Genomic DNA, 18,600 nt, shown 5'->3' on the forward strand with positions numbered 1-18,600 from the left:
TTATGTAAATATTTTTTAAATAAAAAAAGACGCCCTGCCAACGCAGAGCATCCTATCACCAGTTTACAACCTTTTTGATCATCCGTTTTCCCTTATTAACGAACGCCCTTCATCAACCGCTGAATGCTTGGCGCCAGCGCGAATAAAAGGATGCTTAGTACAAGCGCCGCACCGCCGATCGTGCCGAAATAGGCCGTTTCGGTTTCCGGCGTGTAAAAACGGACAAGTTGGGCGTTGATCGCTTGCGCGGCGGCGTTCGATAAAAACCAAAGGCTCATCGTTTGCGCTGAGAAGGCCGCAGGGGCAAGTTTCGTCGTCGCCGACAGACCGACCGGCGACAGGCAAAGTTCACCAAGCACGACGATGAAATAGCTTAACACAAGCCAAATCGGATGGACGAGCTCCCCGCCGCTCAAATAGCCCGGCACGAGAATGACGATGAACGACAGGCCGGCGAACAACAAACCAAGCGCGAATTTTTGCGGGATCGTCGGCTGCCGTTTGCCGAGCTTCACCCACATCCATGCGAACACCGGAGCCAAAATGATGATAAATAGCGGGTTCAGCGACTGGAACCATGCAGGCGACAAGTGGATGCCTGCTACATCCAACTGCGTCCGCTTGTCCGCATAGTTCGCCAAAATCGTCGATCCTTGTTCTTGAATCGCCCAAAACATCGCTGAAGCGACGAACAACGGAATGTAAGCGATCACGCGCGACCGCTCCTCCGCCGTCGTTTTCGGGCTGCGGTACATGACGACAAAATAGATGATCGGGATGATGATTCCTAAGATGCCGACAAGGGAAATAAACGTTTCCACAGTAAACCAACCGTTCGGAATCAAGATTGCTAGCAGCACGGCAATCACGACCGCTCCCACGGCCATGATCGCAGCCGCTTTTTTCTTTTCTGCCGGCGTCAGCGGGTTGGGCACGTACGTTCCCGCCAACCCGAGATTTTTCTTTCTTGTCGCCACAAACACGACAAGCCCGAGAAACATCCCGACAGCCGCAAGTCCGAAGCCGAGGTGGAAGTTGTACTTCATCCCCGCGGTGCCGACAACAAGCGGAGCCAAAAAGGCGCCAAGGTTAATCCCCATGTAAAAAATGCTAAATCCGGCGTCGCGGCGATCATCGCCAGGCTTGTACATATCGCCGACAATGCTTGAGACGTTTGGTTTCAACAACCCGGTTCCCAGGACGATGAGCGCCATCGACACAAACAGCGCCGCCACCCCGCCCGGAATCGCCAGGGCGATATGACCAGCCATAATGAGAAGGCCGCCGTAAAAGACCGCGCGCGACGTGCCGAACACCCGGTCGGCAAGCCAGCCGCCAATGATTCCGGACATGTACACAAGCGCCCCATAAATCGACATAATCGCGAGCGCCAGATGCTCATCAAGCCCGAGCCCGCCTTTCGATACTTCGTAATACATGTAGTACACTAAAATGGCGCGCATGCCGTAGTACGAAAAGCGCTCCCAAAACTCGGTGAAAAAGAGCGTAAACAGCCCTTTCGGATGGCCGAAAAAGCCGCGCTGGGGAACGCTGGCAGCGATTTGTTGCTTGTCGATGGATGCCATAACCACTACCTACCTCCTTTAAATTCTTTTAATATAATAATTCATTATGTTTATATTGTCAAAAAAATTTTGTATGATTCATGATTAAAGATCATAAAACAACAATATTAAGAAAAAATATTATTTAAATAAAAATTCTGAAAAAATTTTCTCCCTTTCCGTTTTCTTCGTTATAGGAAAAACCCTTTTCCGCTTTTCGTTGATCATGTATAATCAATGGCAGGGAATCATCGTTTCCCCACAACACCATTTCCTCTTTTCCATCTCATCTACATCTTTGTGTCCACCGCAATTCCCTTATCTTATTGACGATTAGGAAAGGATGTTGCCCATGAGCGAGCCGTGGCATCTTATTTTGGACAAGCTCGAAATCATGCAGCAGGAAATGGCAGAGATGAAGGCCAATATGGCCACCAAACAGGAGCTCGAAGACATCAAAACCCGCATGGCCACCAAAGAAGAACTCGAACACATCAAAGCCAACATGGCCACCAAGCAGGAGCTTGAAAATATCAAAGCCAATATGGCGACCAAGCAAGAACTTGAGGACATGAAAGCGAATATGGCGACAAAAGCGGAGTTGAATGAAATCAAAGCCGACATGGCGAAGGGATTTGCCGCTGTTCATCAAGCCATTCGGGAAATCGATGCGATCGTGAAACGGCTTGAGCAAAATCAAGAGCAACAAATGCAACTATTGCTGCGCCAAGAGCGGATCATCGATATGTTATGCCGCCGGTCGCTTGAACATGAAGCGGCAATTTCAGATCTTCGCCTTGCCCTCAAAGGCTGATGCCCGCCTCATTGCCGCTTTCGCTCCGCGAGGCATTGTGCATGAATCTATGCTTATTGATGATGGGAAAAGACATTGTTCATTCCGTCCATTTTCTCCCCCGTGCAAAATGTGTTATACTTATCATGACACATAAAATGAAGGGGGATGTGGGGATGCTATACCCGTATAACGGAAAACGTCCGAATGTTCATGAAACCGCATTCATTGCCCCGGGAGCCTATTTGATCGGAGACGTCACCGTCGGTCCGGAATCGACCATTTGGTTCAATGCCGTGCTGCGCGGCGATGAAGGGCCGATTACGATCGGCGCACGAACGAGCATTCAAGACAATACGACCTGCCATTTGTACGAAGGGTCGCCGCTCGTTGTTGAAGATGAAGTGACGGTCGGGCATAATGTGATCCTTCATGGTTGTACGATCCGCCAACGCTCGATCATCGGCATGGGATCGACGATTTTGGATGGGGCCGAAATCGGCGAAGAATGCATCATCGGCGCCAACACGTTAATTCCGTCCGGCAAAAAGATTCCGCCCCGCTCCCTTGTCATCGGATCGCCCGGAAAAGTGGTGCGTGAGCTGACGGACAAAGACCTTGAGCTCATCCAGCTGTCGATTGATACATACGTGCAAAAAGGAAAAGAGTATCGCGAACAGCTGGCCAATCATCGGTAATAACGCCTTGAACGCTCTCCCACCTACGCTAACGCTTAGAGGTGGGAGATTCTTGGGAACACCCGCCCCACGGCAGGCTGTCAACCAAGCCATCCCCGCCCACTTCAAGTGGGGGGCTTCTCGGCGCGAGATGATCAAAACAAAATCATCAGAGAACAGATGGTCGCACGAAAAAACGATATTCGCGGCCATCTGTTCGTACAGCTTATCGTTAAAAGAAAAAGAGCCAGCCAGAGGGCATGGCTCTTCGTTTATGATTCATCCGCGTTTTGTACAATCATCTTCCACACTCGAAAAACCGTTTCAATGCGGCGAGGCGGTGTTTTCCGAACTTGCTTTCTGTTTCATTGACAAAAGATGAATGATTCCTGATCTCAATGCTTCTACCGCTTCTAACAAACTTTCGTCGCTGCTTGGGTGCGGACAAAAAGGGAATTTCATGTCTTCCTCTCGCGCCGCTAGAAATTCATCACTTTTTCAATGGCATGCAAAACGCGCGCTGGCGTTGGCAAATAATCGTCTTCGTAGGCGAAAAACGGCACAGGAACGTCAAATCCCGTCACCCGTTCGGCCGGCGCTTTTTGATAGAAAAACGAAGTATCGTTGATGACAGCGAGAATGTCATTGGCCAATCCGCCAGTCGCATGCGCTTCCTGAACGATCACGGTTCTCCCTGTCTTTTGCACCGACTCGGCGATGATGTCCTTGTCAAGCGGGTAAAGCGTACGCAAGTCGATGACATCGGCATAAATCCCTTTTTTCTTCGCTTCTTCCGCCGCCTTTATGGCGACCGGCACCATGGCTCCCCATGCAATGACGGTCACGTCGTCCCCTTCACGTAGTTTTTTCCCTTTGCCAATTTCAATCGTATATTTTCCTTCCGGAACGTCTTCGCGAAACGCACGATAACTGCGCATCGGTTCTAAGAAGAGAACAGGGTCCGGGTCTTCAATCGCGGCGATGAGCAACCCTTTGGCGTCATACGGCGACGCGGGACAGACGACTTTAATGCCTGGCATATGGGTAAACAGCGCTTCCGTGCTGTCCGAATGAATTTCCGGGGCTCGCACGCCTGCGCCGTACGGGGCGCGAATGACCAAGGGCACGGTAAAATGCCCTCTCGTCCGCGCACGCATGCGTGCCGCATGGGTCATGATTTGTTCATAGGCTGGATAGATAAAACCTAAAAACTGAATTTCTACGACAGGACGAAATCCACCAAGCGCCATTCCAATCGCTGCACCAGTAAATCCTGCCTCGCTTAACGGCGTGTCCATCACCCTCTCCTCGCCAAATTCCTCCAGCAATCCTTCGGTGGCGCGAAACACACCACCATTTTTTCCAATATCTTCCCCGAGCAGGATGACATCTTCACGCTCTTTTAGCATGGTACGAAGCGCATCATTGACCGCTTGCACGATGGTGAGCGATTTGACGCCTACTTTGGTGATCACCTTTCCATCCCCCGCTTCCACTGAAGATACGCTTCTTTCTGCTCCGCAATCGTCCATGTCGGTTGGGCGAACACAAAGTCAAACATGTCAGATACATTCGCTTTTGGATAGCTCTCCATTTCCACAACCGCCTGCTCGATTTCTGCGTTCACTTCCTCTTGCACTTGATTCACCCATTCTTCATCCCACCAGCCTTCCCGCTGCATCAACCGCTCGACCCGCTTAATCGGATCGGTTGTTTCGCGCCGTTTCTTGCTTTCCTCCTGGTCGCGGTATCTGGACGGGTCATCGGACGTCGTATGGGCGCCATAACGCCATGTCACCGCTTCGATTAACGTCGGCCCCCCTCCGTTTCTCGCCCGCTCGAGCGCCTCAGTTGTTTTGAAATACACGGCAAACACGTCATTTCCATCGATGCGAAGGCCGGGAATATCGTACGCCAACGCTTTTTGCGCGATCGTTTTTGTCTTCATCTGACGGGTGATCGGAACGGAAATCGCATATTGGTTGTTTTGGTTGAAAAAGACGACAGGCGCGTTGAAAACGCTCGCGAAATTCAATCCCTCATGGAAATCTCCTTCTGATGTCGCCCCATCACCGAAGTACACAATCACCGCATTTTTCGTCCCCTTCCATTTTTCAGCGCACGCCGCCCCCGCTGCATGAGGGAGTTGCGTGGCAATCGGAACGCTCGGCGGAACGATTTTTTTCCCCTCAGGTGGAACACACCCTTCCGTCCTCCCTTTCCAGTATAAAAGCGTTTGCGTTAAGGAACGGCCGAACGTCATCATCGCCCCATGATCGCGGTAGGTCGGAAACATCCAATCACCGTCGTTGAGTGCAAGCGCGCTTCCGACTTGACACGCCTCTTGCCCTTCGTACGGCACATACGTCCCGATGCGCCCTTGCCGCTGCAGGCTGACACATTTTCGGTCAACCATTCTCGTGCGAATCAGATGGCGGTACATCGTCATCGTCAATTCTTTCGTGATTTGTTCACGATATTCAGGCTGCGCAATCGTTCCTTCTTCACTTAATACTTGCACAATCGGAAAATCGCGTTCCATACCATTCCTCCTCTCCATGGTATTTGAATGGCTGATCGATCAGCTCAATACCGCACGATCGCTCACGAGCTGTTCCCCGCGAATGCGTTGGAATTCTGCGAGTAACTTTTCTACCGTTAAGCTTTTCTTTTCATTCTCATCCACTTCGAAAATGATCTGCCCTTTATCCATCATGATGAGGCGGTTTCCTAAATCGATGGCCTGCTGCATATTATGGGTGACCATCAAGGTCGTCAATCGATATCGCTCCACAATCTCTTTTGTTAAGTTGGTGATCAACTCCGCTCTGGCTGGATCGAGGGCCGCTGTATGTTCATCGAGCAGCAAAATGGCAGGTTCGGTGAAGGTCGCCTAAGCAAAGACAACGCCTGCCGCTCTCCGCCCGAGAGCAAGCCGACTTTCGCCTGAAGACGGTTTTCTAAACCGAGATGAAGGGTGGAGAGCAACTCGCGAAAATCATCGCGCCGTTTTTTCGTCACTCCGCGGCGGAGCGTGCGCTTTTGATTGCGTGTATACGCCATCGCCAAATTCTCCTCAATCGTCATGTTTGGCGCCGTTCCGGCCATCGGATCTTGAAACACCCTTCCGATATAGCGGGAGCGGACGTATTCCGGCATCATGGTGACATCTTGACCGTCAATCCAAATCGTCCCTTCATCAGGAAACAACACTCCTGAAATCAAATTCATCAAGGTTGATTTTCCTGCTCCGTTGCTGCCGATAACAGTGACAAAATCTCCTTTTCGAAGCGTTAAATGAATGTTTTGGAGCGCGATCTTTTCGTCAGGCGTTCCCTCATGAAACACTTTATAAATCCCTTTTAACTGCAACATCCGCCTCACCCTTTCCCGTTGCGGCAACGGCCATCACCTGCGCTCGATTCCGTCTTTTTTCTTCTTTGCGTTTTTTCTCTTTTTGTTGACGAACCATTTGCGGAACAACGAGCGCCAAAATGACAATGCATGCCGTAATGAGCTTCACATCCCCTGTTTCGAGAAATTGGACGCGCAAAGCGAGACTCACAACAATGCGGTAAATGATCGCTCCACCGATCACGGCAAGCGTGGCTCGCGCGATCGTTTTCGTTCCAAATACCGCTTCGCCGATAATGACAGAAGCCAGACCGATAATGATCATGCCAATTCCCATCCCGACATCGGCAAACGCGCCGTACTGGGCAACAAGCGCCCCCGAGAACGCGACCATGGCATTGGAAAGGCCCAACCCTAAGACAATGAGCAAATTGGTGTTCGCCGACAGGCTGCGAATCATGCGCGGATTATCGCCCGTCGCCCGAATCGCAAGCCCAATTTCCGTCTGTAAAAACCAGTCTGTGAACCATTTAAACAAAAGAGCAAGCAACGTCATCGACAGGAGAATTCCCCATGTTTTCGCCGCGGCCGAGTCAAGTCCGATTTTCGTCCCCCATTCTTGAATGGTTGTAAAGACGGTCTTTTGATTTAAAAGAGGTACATTCGAACGCCCCATGATGCGAAGATTGATCGAGTAAAGCGCAATCATCATTAAAATGCCCGACAAAAGCGGATTGACCTTCCCTGCTGTATGAAGAAGCCCGGTCATACACCCGGCAACGAATCCAACGAAAAGCGCCAGACACGTCGCCACAAACGGATTGGCCCCGTTGACAATCAACGTCGCCGCTACAGCAGCTCCTGTCACAAAGCTGCCGTCTACCGTTAAATCCGGAAAATCTAAAATACGAAACGATAAATAGACTCCTAATGCCATGATGGCATAAATCAGTCCTGATTCAACTGCTCCTGTCATTGCCGTCAACAAAAGCGTTCATCCTTTCATTCGATGTATTCTGCCATTTGATCCCATTCAGGCTTCAGTTTGATTCCTTGTTTTTCCGCTGCTTGTTTATTGATCACCAATTTTAATTTTTTTGGATATTCTGGTTTGATCTCTGACGGTTTTGCTTCTCCTTTTAAAATAGCAACCGCCATTTTGCCAGCTTGATAGCCGATATCGTAGTAATCAAACCCATACGCCGCAAAGCAGCCTCGTTTTAATGAATCGAGCTCTCCCGTAAAAACAGGGATTTTTTTCTCATTAGCAACGCTTACAACCGATTCAATGGCGGATACAACGGTATTATCTGTAACGATGTAAAACACGTCTGCCTTGCCAACTAACGACTCTGCCGCCTGTTTCACCTCGGCTGTGGTCGAAACGGAGGCTTCCACCAACTTCAAATCCGTATGTTTCGCCGCTTCCTTCACTTTTTCAATTTGCGCCAACGAGTTTTGTTCGCCAGCGTTATAAATAAGCCCAACGGTTTTGGCATCCGTTTGCTCATCGATGAATTGAATCGTTTTGCGAATCGCATCGGGATGGCTGTCCGTTGTTCCCGTGATGTTTTCCCCCGCCTGATCCATCGATGGAACTAAACCGGCGCCCACCGGATCCGTCACGGATGTAAACACAATGGGAATGTCTTTCGTTGCATTGAGTGCACTTTGCGCGCTCGGAGTCGAGTTGGCAAAAATGAGGTCAACCCCATCCGATACAAAGTTATTGGCGATCGTTTGACTGTTGTTCATGTCGCCTTGGGCATTTTGAATATTGTACCGAACATTTTTCCCCTCTTTAAATCCCCCGTCTTCGAGCGCCTTTTTAAATCCATTGAAGGCAGCATCTAACGATGGATGTTGAATGATTTGGGTGACGCCAATCGTAAACGTTTTCTGCTTTCCATCTTCTTTCGCACCGTTCGTCGCGGCCTTCTCTTCTCCCCCACAGCCTGAGAGCGCCAAAACTCCGAAAACGATCGGTATCGCGAATCGTTTGATCGCTTGTTTCATGAATGATTCCTCCTCGCCTCTTTGATCGCTGCTTTCCAAAAGGATTTTTCTCTGAATTGAAAAATAAGGTATTATATTACGTATTTTCAGATAATTTTTTTCATATGGATAGACTCGGCATTAACGTCGAATATCCCACTTCGGCCGCTTTTGGTGCGTGAAAAAATGATTGCGGCGTTTGCGTTTCTCGAGCCGCTCTTCGCAAAATTGATCGGCTGCCTCGATCGTCGTTATTCCTTCCGATTCAGCCCGCGCATAAATGGCGAGCAGCGTATCATAAATCGCTTTCGTTTTCGCCAACACCCGCTCTTTGTTCGCTCCGTACAGTTCATCGGCCACTTGAATGAGGCCGCCGGCGTTGACGATATAATCGGGGGCATACATGATGCCCTTTTCTTTCAACATACGGGCGTAGCGTTTGTCAGCCAGCTGATTGTTCGCCGAACCGACGACCGCTTTCACTCGCAGCTCGGCGATCGTTTCATCGTTGATGACGCCGCCAAATGCGCACGGGATGAACACATCGGCTTCGACGCGATAAATATCCGTTCCGTTCACCGGCTTGACGGACGCCCCGATTTGCTTGCCGTACGCCACGACCTCTTTGACTGCCGCTTCGTTCAAATCGCACACATACAGATCCGCCCCTTCTTCAAGCAAACGAAGCGCCACTTTTTTTCCGACTTTTCCGAGCCCTTGCACCGCATACGTTTTGCCATGCAAGTGCTTGCTGCCGAACACAACATCGTTCGTCGCCTGAATGCCGTAAACAACGCCCTCAGCGGTCGGCACGGATGAGTCGCCGCTTCCGCCATACGCTTCCGGAACGCCGACGATGCAATTCGTCTCTTTCAGCGCGTGCACGAAATCGTCCGGCGTCGTCCCCATATCGGTGCCCGTGTAAAACCGGCCGCCTAATGACTCCACGAACTGACCGAAAGCACGAAACAATTCCGGCGATTTGTCTTTGCGCGGGTCGCCGATGATCACCGCTTTGCCGCCGCCAAAATCGACATCAGCGGCCAAGCATTTATACGTCATCCCTTTCGACAGCCGAAGCGCATCGGCGAGCGCCTCTTCCGTCGTGGCATACGGATGCATCCGACAGCCGCCGAGCGCCGGCCCAAGAGCCGTGCTATGAATGGCGATGATCGCCCTTAGGCCGGTCGCTTCATCGAGACAAAACACCACCTGTTCATGTTCACGCATTTGGAAAAACAAATCCAATCTTTGTGACATGTTTGGCGATAGCATGACATTCATCGCTTCCCCTCTCCTTTGCTTCACCGCTTGAAAGCGTTTTCAAGTTAATATAACAAAAAATATTATTACGTTAAAATAACGTTATACTATTTTTATAGTAACGATGTTCGTTGTCAGTGTCAACCCTCTGCCAACCAATTTTTCATCGCCAAAAAAAGACGCCGTTTGACAGGCGTCTTCGTTCGATCAGCGAAATAGTGTCGATAATGATTGCCACTGCGTTTTGGCTTCCGTCATCATTTGTTCAAACAGCTCGGCCACCGTTGGCACGTCATCGATGAGGCCAGCGATTTGCCCCGCGTTGATAAATCCTTCATGGAAATCGCCGAGGAGGGCGCCGCGGCGATGACGATCCTCCGATGTATATTCTTGAAACTGCTCGATCGGCATGCCTTGCTGTTCATACTCCAGCAGCTTCTCGACATACGGCGTGCGCATGACGCGGCGGATGCGCCCGACCGAACGGCCGACAATGACCGTTTCATTTTCCTTTGCCTCGACAAGCCGTCGTTTATACGCTTCATGAAACGGAGCTTCCTTCGTTGCCACAAGCCTTGTGCCGAGCTGCACCCCTTGGGCGCCGAGAGCCAACGCGGCAAGCAAGCCGCGTCCATCGCCGATGCCGCCGGCAGCGATGACAGGAATGCGGACGGCGCTGACGACTTGCGGAATGAGCGTCATCGTTGTCAACTCTAGCGGCGAGTTGATTCCCGCCGCCTCATACCCCTCAGCGACGACGAGATCCGCTCCAGCCGCTTCCGCTTTTTTCGCTTGGCTGACCGAGGCGACGACGACGATCACCTTGATGCCATGTTCCGCAAAACGTGGAATCCACGGCGCCGGATTGCCAGCTGAAAGAGAAACAACCGGCACTTGATGGCGGATGACAAGTTCGGCGATCTCCGCGGCGTGCGGCGTCACCTGCAATGGGATGTTCACAGCAAACGGACGGTTGGTGCGCCGCTTCGTTTCGATAATCAGCGCCTCCACCTCATCGGGCGTCATCGTTCCGGCTCCGATCGTTCCAAGCCCCCCTGCTTCCGATACGGCGCTCGCCAGCTCGGCGTTGCTGATGTTGCCCATCCCCCCTTGAATGATCGGATAACGAAGGTCGAGCAAACGGCAAACATCATTCATTATGTTCACACCCCGTAAAAAATACGTTATATATAAACGATACCATATTTTTTAGAAGATGAGAATGGTTGATTTATATAACGAAGAAAAAACGAACACCAATTAAACCGTATGAATTTCCTTTGAAGCCTATTTTTCACCAGTGAGACTGCCGTAAGTCAACGCCGCGCCCCACAGCGATGAAAAATCGACAACGATTGGTGGGCGCCCACACCAATGATGATCGTTTGGACGACAACATGCTTCTTCCACGGTGCCGTACCGAACGTTCCATGAACGTCAAACGGGATGCACAGCTGTCGTTGCGCCGTGCATCCCGGTTCATTCCACCGATATCTCTTCCTCTTCTTTTTTGTCAAGCTCTGCCCCTTCCTGAAACACCGCTTCAAAGAAACGGCTGGCCGGTGCTGCGAGCTGTTGGTAATAGTCGTTGAACAAGGCGGCGGCATGGCTTCCCATCCACTCATTCGGCAACAGCTCTTCCGGCAAGCCGGGGTCGATGAACAAAAATTTTCGGTATTCATGGACGAGCTTCGTCCGCTCGACAAAACATTCCGCGTCCGACATCTCGCCACGCTCGATTTTATGTTTGTCAATCACATATTTTTGACTGTAGACCGCAATAAACTGCTCGTATTTTTGGTTGATCTCTTCTAAGTTCCAGCACTTTTCCACAAGCTGCTTATTCGTATGCGGTCCATCGTATTCGGCAAGAAAGAAGTCGACATACGGGCGGATGTCATACTTGTCGATCAAGTCGTATACTTGTTGCTCCAAATTATTCGGTGAAATCCAGCAGCTGTTGGAAATCGTGCCGAACCCGCTCCAAACAAGCTCCTTTCGCAGTTCGTCGCGCAAATGCCGCTTATCCTCAGGAATCGTATAGATGAGAATGCGCCATTTCCCGTCCCAATGCTCGGGGCGCGTTTTGTAAATGCGCCGGGCCGCTTCTTCCATCCGCTTGACGCCGCGCTCCGTGAGCGAATAGTAGCTTTTATTGCCGCGTTTTTCCGAACGAATCCAGCCTTGTTTGCTCATGCGCGACACCGCCGCCCGCACCGCCTGGTCGTTATGGCCGAACTCGCGGAGGAGGCGGATCAAGCTGCCGATCCAAATTTCACCGCCGTAATGGCGGATGTAGTCGCCGTAAATCGTAAAGATCATTGAGCGTGTGTTCATTGTGAATGGGCTCCCTTTATCTTGTTTTCGAAATATAATCGTAACAAACTTTTCTCACGCTGGCAAGACGGACGAAAAAACAAAAGGAATAAAAAAGAGCCGCACCGCTAAAAAAGCAGGCGGCTCTCGACGGCATGCAAACATGCGGCCGCAGCTTCGGCAGCTTCATCAACTTAGGCAGACGTCATTCAACCAGACCGGCTGTATGACGGGCCGTCGTCTGAATATAACCAGCCTTTCCGCCGAACCAAGGCAAGCGTTCTCACCGTTCGTCCGCGTTTTTCACAATCGTCGCGATTCCTTGGCCGACGCCGATGCACATCGTTGCCAAGCCATAGGTGACGCCGCGTTTTCGCATTTCGTAAATCAATGTCGTCAAAATGCGGGCGCCGCTCGCGCCAAGCGGATGGCCGAGGGCAATCGCTCCCCCGTTGACGTTCACTTTCGCCCGATCGAGCTCAAGCTGCCGGATGCATTCAAGCGCTTGCGAGGCAAACGCCTCGTTCAGCTCGACAAGCCCGATGTCGTCAAGCGACAACCCGGCGCGGCGCAACGCTTTGCGCGTCGCAAAAACCGGACCGATTCCCATCACGGCCGGTTCAACGCCGGCGACCGCCGAGGTGACATAAGCAGCCAGCGGTTTTAAGCCGAGTTCCTTCGCCTTCTCTGCGCTCATGACTAGCAGCGCCGCCGCCCCGTCGTTAATGCCGGACGAGTTACCCGCCGTGACCGTGCCGTTTTCAAACAACGGCGGCAGCTTCGCCAGCTTCTCAAGCGTCGTATCCGGACGCGGATGCTCATCTTTGTCGACGACGACGCGGTTGCCTTTCCGGTCGTGATAAACGACCGGCACGAGTTCATCCGCAAACCGATTCGTTTCGATCGCTTGTTTCGCTTTCATTTGACTTTCGTAAGCAAACTCATCTTGCGCCTCGCGCGTAATGCCGAATCGCTTCGCCACATTTTCCGCCGTTTGCGGCATGCTGTCGGTGCCATACATTTCGTGCATTTTCGGGTTGATAAAGCGCCAGCCGATCGTTGTGTCATACATCTCGATGTTGCCGCGCGGAAAATCGCTTGACGGTTTGGCCATGACAAACGGGGCGCGCGTCATGCTTTCCACGCCGCCAGCGATCATGATGTCCGCCTCATTGGCCAAAATCGCCCGCGCCGCATAATTGACCGCATCAAGCCCTGAACCGCACAGCCGATTGACCGTCACCCCTGCGACCTCAATCGGCAGCCCGGCCAACAGCGCCGCCATGCGGGCGACGTTTCGGTTGTCCTCGCCGGCTTGGTTGGCGTTTCCAAAGACAACGTCATCAATTTGCTCGACCGGCACATTCGGATTTCGCTCGATGAGCGCTCGAATGACAACAGCCGCCAAATCATCCGGCCTGACTTCTTTTAGCGCGCCCTTGTAGCGGCCAATCGGCGTGCGCACCGCATCGACAATCACAACTTCTCTGCTCATATTTTCTCCCTTCCTTTTCCAGCGAATCAGCGATTTTCCCGATTCGTATAGTCATAGACGCCGCGGCCGGTTTTGCGGCCGAGACGCCCTGCTTTGACGTATTGCTCCAAAAGCGGCGCTGGGCGGTATTTTTCTCCGAGTTTTTCGTGCAAATATTTTAAGTTGTTCAATCTCGTATCAAGCCCAACTAAATCAGCGAGCTCAAACGGCCCCATCGGGAAATTGAGGCCGAGCTTGATCGCCTTGTCGATCTCTTCGGGCGTCCCGACCCCTTCTTGCAGCATGTAAAACGCTTCATTGCCGACAAGGGCGCTGATCCGGCTCGTGACAAATCCCGGAAATTCATTGACAACCACTGTCTCTTTTCCCATTCGCTCGGCCGCTTCTTTCGCCACTTGCGCCGTTTCGTCGCTCGTCTCAAGGCCACGGATGATTTCCACAAGCTTCATTTTATGAACCGGATTGAAAAAGTGCATGGCGATCACCCGCTCCGGCCGCTTCGTGAACGAACCGATTTCGGTCGGGCTCATGGTGGACGTATTCGTCGCAAAATAGCACGACGCCGGCGCATGGGCGTCAATCGTCTCGAACACTTGCTTTTTCAATTCAAGCTTTTCCGGCACCGCCTCGATCACCAAATCGGCATGGCGCACAGCGGCCGCCAAATCAAGTGAATACGACAGGCGCGCCTCGGCTTCTTGCCGCTCGCCAGCGGTCAATTTCCCTCGAGCGACCGCTTGTTCAAAAATCGAAGCAATCTCCTTCTGGGCGCTCTCCAATTGTTCTTGCTTAATGTCCACTAATGTCGTCTGGAACCCGCCGACAGCGCCGACATAAGCAATGCCTCTCCCCATCACGCCGCTGCCGACAACAACAAGGCGTTCGATCATCGTCTTCCCCCTCTCCTTTTTTCGCATATGACGGCTGATGTATCAAGCCGGCGTGCCTTTCGCCAAGCGGCGGACGCCGTCAAATGAATGGGCACCCCATCAAGAGCGACGGGGTGCTCGGCAAACGAGCGGGCGTGTCTCTCCACGCTTGCCCTAACCAGCTCTTGCCTTCAAGGGCGGCAAACTGAACGTTGCTTCCAAGGACGCGACACGCTCTCGTATATGGGCAAACACAAAACGGCAAAAGCCCTTAGACGCCAAACGGATTAAGCGGACGCGGGCCGTAATACGACAGCACGCTTTTCGTTTCTGTGTACAAATCAAGCGCCTCGACAGACAGCTCGCGCCCAAATCCGGACTGTTTGTAGCCGCCAAACGGCGTGCCTGGGAAAGCGGAGAATGGGCTGTTGACCATGACAATGCCGGAGCGCAGCTGTTTCGCTACGCGAACGGCGCGGCCATGATCTTTCGTCCAGATCGCGGCGGCCAGTCCATAGTCGCTGTCGTTCGCCAATTCAATGGCTTCGGCTTCATCGCGGAATTTCATCACGACGACAACCGGTCCAAAAATTTCTTCACGAACCGCTTTCATTTGATGGTTCACGTTCGTCAAAATCGTCGGTTCATACCAGTAACCGTTTTCAAACCCAGCGACAACCGCCTCTTTTCCCCCGGCAGCGACCGTCGCTCCGTCGGCGACAGCCGATTGCACATATTCGTCAATCACTTCCAGCTGCCCGCGGCTGATGATCGCCCCGACATGCGTGCCGGCATCAAACGGATCGCCGAGTTTCAGCTGCTTCGTTTTGGCCACGAACGCTTCCATAAACGCGTCATAGATGCTTTCATGCACATACAAGCGGGAACGCGCCTCGCACGATTGGCCGCTGTTGTAGAAAATGCCGAACAATGAGCCGGCGACAGCGGCTTCTAAATCAGCGTCCGCAAACACAAGGCTTGGCGATTTGCCCCCCAGCTCGAGCGTCACCCGTTTTAATGTTTTCGACGCCTTCTCCATAATTTCCTTCCCCACCGGCGTCGATCCGGTAAACGCCACTTTGTCGACGAGCGGATGTTCGACCAAATAGTCCCCAACTTCCGCTCCGGCGCCCGTCACCACATTGACGACCCCTTCCGGCACGCCGGCCTCATGGCAAATTTCCGCCAGCACAAGGCAGGTGAGCGGCGTCAGCGACGCCGGTTTAACGACGACCGAGCATCCAGCGGCAATGGCAGGCGCGATTTTCCAAGCCGCCATCATGAGCGGATAGTTCCAAGGAATGATTTGGGCGCACACACCGACAGGCTCTTTTTCCGTATAGTTGTGAAACGCCCCCGGCATCGGGTTGACCGCCCCGCGGTGCCCAATGATCGCCCCGGCGAAAAATTCAAAGTCTTCAATCGCCTGCATTACTTGCCCTTGAGCAGCCGACAACGCTTTGCCGGTATTCAAAATTTCCAATTCCACCAATTCATTAAAACGTTCGCGCATGATGGCCGCAATTTGGTACAAGATGCGCGCCCGTTTTTGCACCGGAAAATGACGCCATTTCCCACGGTCAAACGCTTGCCTTGCCGCCTGCACCGCCCGTTCGGCATCCTCGCGCGTCCCTTTGGCGACGCGGGCGACCGGTTCGCCAGTGGCCGGATTGGTCACCACAAATGTTTCGCCCGAGGCGCTTTCGACCCGCTCCCCGTTCACAATCAAATGATAGAAATCACGTTTGGTCGGCATCGGTTCCATTTTCTTTTGTTTGACAGTCGCCATCGTTTTTTCCCCCTTGCTTAGTTTCCTTGGAATAGTGGTTTTCGTTTTTCAAAGAACGCCTTGACGCCTTCGCGGTGGTCGGATGTCAATCCCGCAATGCGCTGGCATTCCGCTTCCCGTTCGAGGTAGCGGTCAAACGTCGTTTCCTCGCTTTCGCGAAGCAGCCGTTTGATGAGTCCAATCGCCTTCGTTGGCATGGCAGAGAGCCGCTCGGCAAACTGCTTTACTTCCTCCTCCCAATCAGAGAGAGGAATCACCTTTGTCGCCAGTCCGAGCGCAGCTGCTTCCTCGGCGGTCACTTTTTCCCCGAGCACCGCAAGCTCAAGCGCCTTCGCCCTCCCGACAAGACGCGGCAAATAGTACAGATGGCCCGCGTCCGGCACAAGACCGACGTGAATAAACGCGGGAGCGAAACTCGCTTTTTCCGAAAGGAGCCGGAAATCACAAGCCAATGCCAAGCTCATGCCCGCGCCGGCCGCCGCCCCGTTCACCGCCGCGACAACCGGTTTTTCAAGATGATGAAGCGTTTTCATCATCGGCGCGTATCGGGAGCGCAGCACGTCGCCATGGTCCATTTCTTCCGTCACGCCGCTCAAATCTTCCCCCGCACAAAACGCCCGACCGGCGCCTGTGATCACCACGCAGCGGACGTTTGGATCCGCCCCTGCTTGTTTTAGCGCCTTTGTCACTTCCGCATTCATCTGCTCCGTAAACGCATTGAGCTGATCAGGGCGGTTGAGCGTCAGCCAGGCGACTTGTCCCTTCACTTCATAACGGATCGTTTCGTACATCGAACGCCCCCCTTATTTTCCTTGGAAGCGCGGCTTTCGTTTTTCGAGGAATGCCGCCATTCCTTCTTTTTGGTCTTCCGAGGCGAACAATAGGTAAAAGTTTTTCCGCTCAAATTGCATGCCTTCATACAGCGGATAGTCGACCGCTTTCTGCACCGCCTCTTTGATCAGCCGGAGAGCCAAAGGCGGCTGTTCAACGAGACGCCCGGCCAGCCGCATCGTTTCTTCCATTAAAAGCTCCGGGCTGACGACGCGGTTGACAATCCCCAGCTGCTCGGCTTCTTTCGCCGACATACGCGCCCCAGTCCAAAGCCACTCGAGCGCCCGCTTCGGACCGATGAGCTTTGTCAGCCGCTGCGTGCCTCCCGCACCTGGCATGACGCCAAGGTTCACTTCTGGAAAGCCAAATTCGGCCGCCGACGACGCGACAATCAAGTCGCACGAAAGCGCCAGCTCAAAACCTCCCCCTAGCGCCAACCCGTTCACAGCGGCGATCATCGGCGTTTTCACGATGGACAGGCGATCCCAATCGGCAAACTGGTTCAGCCACTCAAGACGAATGGGGTCATCTTTTGCCATCTCTTGAATATCCGCCCCAGCCGCAAACGCCCGTCCACGCCCGGTCAACACAATGACACGCACCTTCTCATTCCGATCAAACGCTTCCACTGCCGCAACGATTTCCGCCACCATTTGACGGCTCAGCGCATTCAATACATCAGGACGGGCGAGCTCGATGATGCCGACCGCTCCCTCTTGACGCGCCGCAATGGAAACAAACTCACTCATGTTCCACTTCCTCACCGACCATAAAGGTGACGAGGTCGCCGGCAAATGACATGACATCTTTTGCCGATGCCTTCGCTTCTTTCGTTTTCATCGCCTCTTGAAACGCCTCTTGACTATCGTAATACATTTCACACAACAAATAATACTCGCTCTCCGTCCCCATCGGCGTCCCCGTAATTTTCGTCACCTTGATTTTTCGGAGGCCAGGAATTTTTTCCGTCAACGGCACATGCGTCCCATAATAATGGGCGTCAAACTGCTCCTTATCTTTCGGCTGTTTGTACAAGGCGATCATTTTAAACATCACGAACGTCCCCTTTCCCTTTTCTTATCCTGAAATTAATACGGGCTTCATCGCCTCAAACGGATTTTTGCATTGTTTGCAGTAGAAAATGCTGCGGCAGGCGGTCGGGCCAAACAAATTTTCCATGACGGTCCGCTCCGCCCCGCAATATGGACACGCCACTTGCCATGCCCCTGACGGCATTTGCCGCGGCGGCGGAGCGATGCCAAACTGCTTCAGCCGCTCCCGTCCGGCTTCGCTGATCCGGTCGGACGTCCATGGCGGATGGCGGAGAAACTCAACCGTCACCGCCGAGGCTCCTGCTTGCTTCACCGCTTCCTCAACCCGGGTGCGGATGATATCAAGCGCCGGACACCCGAGAAACGTCGGCAACAGACAGACCGAGACCGCTTCATCCCGAACGTCAACCTGTTCCACCATCCCAAGATCGACAATGCTAATCGAATGAATTTCTGGGTCTTTCACCGTTTCTAACGCTTTCCAAACCTCTTCATTTGTCATGGTTCTCCCTCACATTTTCCAACCCGCTGCCGTTTTCCCGCTTTGGCTGCGTAGTGCCGCCAATGCTGCGCCGTTTTGCTCCTTCAACAAACACTTCGC

At 52.7% G+C, this 18,600-nt stretch carries 17 protein-coding genes and 1 pseudogene; 2 read left to right on the forward strand and 16 right to left on the reverse strand.

The features are described 5' to 3' along the window. Window positions 1–95: 95 nt before the first annotated feature. Window positions 96–1,586 (reverse strand): peptide MFS transporter, encoded by a 1,491-nt coding sequence (locus tag BRO54_RS03865; protein ID WP_074043179.1) that lies wholly within the window; start codon window positions 1,584–1,586, stop codon window positions 96–98. Between the two features lie 331 nt (window positions 1,587–1,917). On the opposite strand from BRO54_RS03865, the gene BRO54_RS03875 reads away from it, so the two are divergent. Together BRO54_RS03875 and BRO54_RS03880 are read left to right on the forward strand one after the other, a co-directional pair. Continuing rightward, on the forward strand, window positions 1,918–2,379 hold the full coding sequence (locus BRO54_RS03875; protein WP_074043180.1) for a hypothetical protein: 462 nt from the start codon (window positions 1,918–1,920) through the stop codon (window positions 2,377–2,379). 155 nt (window positions 2,380–2,534) lie between these two features. Beyond that, on the forward strand, window positions 2,535–3,056 hold the full coding sequence (locus BRO54_RS03880; RefSeq protein ID WP_074043181.1) for a gamma carbonic anhydrase family protein: 522 nt from the start codon (window positions 2,535–2,537) through the stop codon (window positions 3,054–3,056). Window positions 3,057–3,514: 458 nt separating this feature from the next. Here the strand turns inward: BRO54_RS03880 and BRO54_RS03890 are convergent, their stop codons facing one another. The 15 genes and pseudogenes from BRO54_RS03890 to paaD all read right to left on the reverse strand — a co-directional run bounded on the left by BRO54_RS03890 (window position 3,515) and on the right by paaD (window position 18,501). Then, window positions 3,515–4,510, reverse strand: coding sequence for an alpha-ketoacid dehydrogenase subunit beta (locus BRO54_RS03890; RefSeq protein WP_074043216.1), 996 nt, complete (start codon window positions 4,508–4,510; stop codon window positions 3,515–3,517). Then, window positions 4,507–5,577, reverse strand: a complete 1,071-nt coding sequence (gene pdhA / locus BRO54_RS03895) for a pyruvate dehydrogenase (acetyl-transferring) E1 component subunit alpha (protein WP_074043182.1) — start codon at window positions 5,575–5,577, stop codon at window positions 4,507–4,509. The genes BRO54_RS03890 and pdhA overlap by 4 nt, the downstream gene beginning before the upstream one ends. Before the next feature lie 39 nt (window positions 5,578–5,616). Then, window positions 5,617–6,410 (reverse strand): annotated as a pseudogene (locus BRO54_RS03900) (ABC transporter ATP-binding protein). Further along, a complete protein-coding gene (locus tag BRO54_RS03905) occupies window positions 6,385–7,377 on the reverse strand; it encodes an ABC transporter permease (protein WP_074043183.1) in 993 nt (330 codons plus the stop codon). The pseudogene BRO54_RS03900 and the gene BRO54_RS03905 overlap by 26 nt, the downstream one beginning before the upstream one ends. A gap of 14 nt (window positions 7,378–7,391) precedes the next feature. Beyond that, window positions 7,392–8,405, reverse strand: a complete 1,014-nt coding sequence (locus BRO54_RS03910; protein ID WP_074043184.1) for an ABC transporter substrate-binding protein — start codon at window positions 8,403–8,405, stop codon at window positions 7,392–7,394. Window positions 8,406–8,525: 120 nt separating this feature from the next. Beyond that, window positions 8,526–9,668: a Leu/Phe/Val dehydrogenase gene (locus BRO54_RS03915; protein WP_074043185.1), complete on the reverse strand. Its 1,143-nt coding sequence runs from the start codon at window positions 9,666–9,668 to the stop codon at window positions 8,526–8,528. Window positions 9,669–9,854: 186 nt separating this feature from the next. Beyond that, entirely contained in the window at window positions 9,855–10,805 is a 951-nt protein-coding gene (locus BRO54_RS03920) for an NAD(P)H-dependent flavin oxidoreductase (RefSeq protein ID WP_074043186.1), read from the reverse strand. 321 nt (window positions 10,806–11,126) lie between these two features. Beyond that, a complete protein-coding gene (paaX, locus tag BRO54_RS03930; protein ID WP_074043188.1) occupies window positions 11,127–11,984 on the reverse strand; it encodes a phenylacetic acid degradation operon negative regulatory protein PaaX in 858 nt (285 codons plus the stop codon). A gap of 262 nt (window positions 11,985–12,246) precedes the next feature. Next, a complete protein-coding gene (locus BRO54_RS03935) occupies window positions 12,247–13,458 on the reverse strand; it encodes a thiolase family protein (protein WP_074043189.1) in 1,212 nt (403 codons plus the stop codon). Window positions 13,459–13,484: 26 nt separating this feature from the next. Beyond that, complete coding sequence (locus BRO54_RS03940) at window positions 13,485–14,348, reverse strand: 3-hydroxyacyl-CoA dehydrogenase (protein WP_074043190.1); 864 nt, start codon at window positions 14,346–14,348, stop codon at window positions 13,485–13,487. Between the two features lie 250 nt (window positions 14,349–14,598). Then, window positions 14,599–16,116 (reverse strand): aldehyde dehydrogenase family protein, encoded by a 1,518-nt coding sequence (locus BRO54_RS03945; RefSeq protein ID WP_011231523.1) that lies wholly within the window; start codon window positions 16,114–16,116, stop codon window positions 14,599–14,601. 17 nt (window positions 16,117–16,133) lie between these two features. Next, entirely contained in the window at window positions 16,134–16,907 is a 774-nt protein-coding gene (locus tag BRO54_RS03950) for an enoyl-CoA hydratase-related protein (RefSeq protein ID WP_074043191.1), read from the reverse strand. Between the two features lie 12 nt (window positions 16,908–16,919). Further along, the gene (locus BRO54_RS03955) at window positions 16,920–17,696 is read right to left on the reverse strand and encodes an enoyl-CoA hydratase/isomerase family protein (protein ID WP_074043192.1); all 777 of its coding nucleotides are present in this window, start codon (window positions 17,694–17,696) and stop codon (window positions 16,920–16,922) included. After that, window positions 17,689–18,000 (reverse strand): EthD family reductase, encoded by a 312-nt coding sequence (locus BRO54_RS03960; protein WP_011231526.1) that lies wholly within the window; start codon window positions 17,998–18,000, stop codon window positions 17,689–17,691. Before BRO54_RS03960 ends, BRO54_RS03955 begins: the two co-directional genes overlap by 8 nt. Before the next feature lie 24 nt (window positions 18,001–18,024). Then, the gene (gene paaD / locus BRO54_RS03965) at window positions 18,025–18,501 is read right to left on the reverse strand and encodes a 1,2-phenylacetyl-CoA epoxidase subunit PaaD (RefSeq protein WP_074043193.1); all 477 of its coding nucleotides are present in this window, start codon (window positions 18,499–18,501) and stop codon (window positions 18,025–18,027) included. Between the last annotated feature and the right edge of the window lie 99 nt (window positions 18,502–18,600).

The organism is Geobacillus proteiniphilus (assembly GCF_001908025.1).
GTDB lineage: Bacteria > Bacillota > Bacilli > Bacillales > Anoxybacillaceae > Geobacillus > Geobacillus proteiniphilus.

Coding starts and splice junctions, on each gene's coding strand:
- BRO54_RS03865 (WP_074043179.1), bottom strand. CDS start 1,586: ATGGCATCCATCGACAAGCAACAAATCGCTGCCAGCGTTCCCCAGCGC.
- BRO54_RS03875 (WP_074043180.1), top strand. CDS start 1,918: ATGAGCGAGCCGTGGCATCTTATTTTGGACAAGCTCGAAATCATGCAG.
- BRO54_RS03880 (WP_074043181.1), top strand. CDS start 2,535: ATGCTATACCCGTATAACGGAAAACGTCCGAATGTTCATGAAACCGCA.
- pdhA (WP_074043182.1), bottom strand. CDS start 5,577: ATGGAACGCGATTTTCCGATTGTGCAAGTATTAAGTGAAGAAGGAACG.
- BRO54_RS03910 (WP_074043184.1), bottom strand. CDS start 8,405: ATGAAACAAGCGATCAAACGATTCGCGATACCGATCGTTTTCGGAGTT.
- BRO54_RS03915 (WP_074043185.1), bottom strand. CDS start 9,668: ATGAATGTCATGCTATCGCCAAACATGTCACAAAGATTGGATTTGTTT.
- BRO54_RS03920 (WP_074043186.1), bottom strand. CDS start 10,805: ATGAATGATGTTTGCCGTTTGCTCGACCTTCGTTATCCGATCATTCAA.
- paaX (WP_074043188.1), bottom strand. CDS start 11,984: ATGAACACACGCTCAATGATCTTTACGATTTACGGCGACTACATCCGC.
- BRO54_RS03935 (WP_074043189.1), bottom strand. CDS start 13,458: ATGAGCAGAGAAGTTGTGATTGTCGATGCGGTGCGCACGCCGATTGGC.
- BRO54_RS03940 (WP_074043190.1), bottom strand. CDS start 14,348: ATGATCGAACGCCTTGTTGTTGTCGGCAGCGGCGTGATGGGGAGAGGC.
- BRO54_RS03945 (WP_011231523.1), bottom strand. CDS start 16,116: ATGGCGACTGTCAAACAAAAGAAAATGGAACCGATGCCGACCAAACGT.
- BRO54_RS03950 (WP_074043191.1), bottom strand. CDS start 16,907: ATGTACGAAACGATCCGTTATGAAGTGAAGGGACAAGTCGCCTGGCTG.
- BRO54_RS03955 (WP_074043192.1), bottom strand. CDS start 17,696: ATGAGTGAGTTTGTTTCCATTGCGGCGCGTCAAGAGGGAGCGGTCGGC.
- BRO54_RS03960 (WP_011231526.1), bottom strand. CDS start 18,000: ATGTTTAAAATGATCGCCTTGTACAAACAGCCGAAAGATAAGGAGCAG.
- paaD (WP_074043193.1), bottom strand. CDS start 18,501: ATGACAAATGAAGAGGTTTGGAAAGCGTTAGAAACGGTGAAAGACCCA.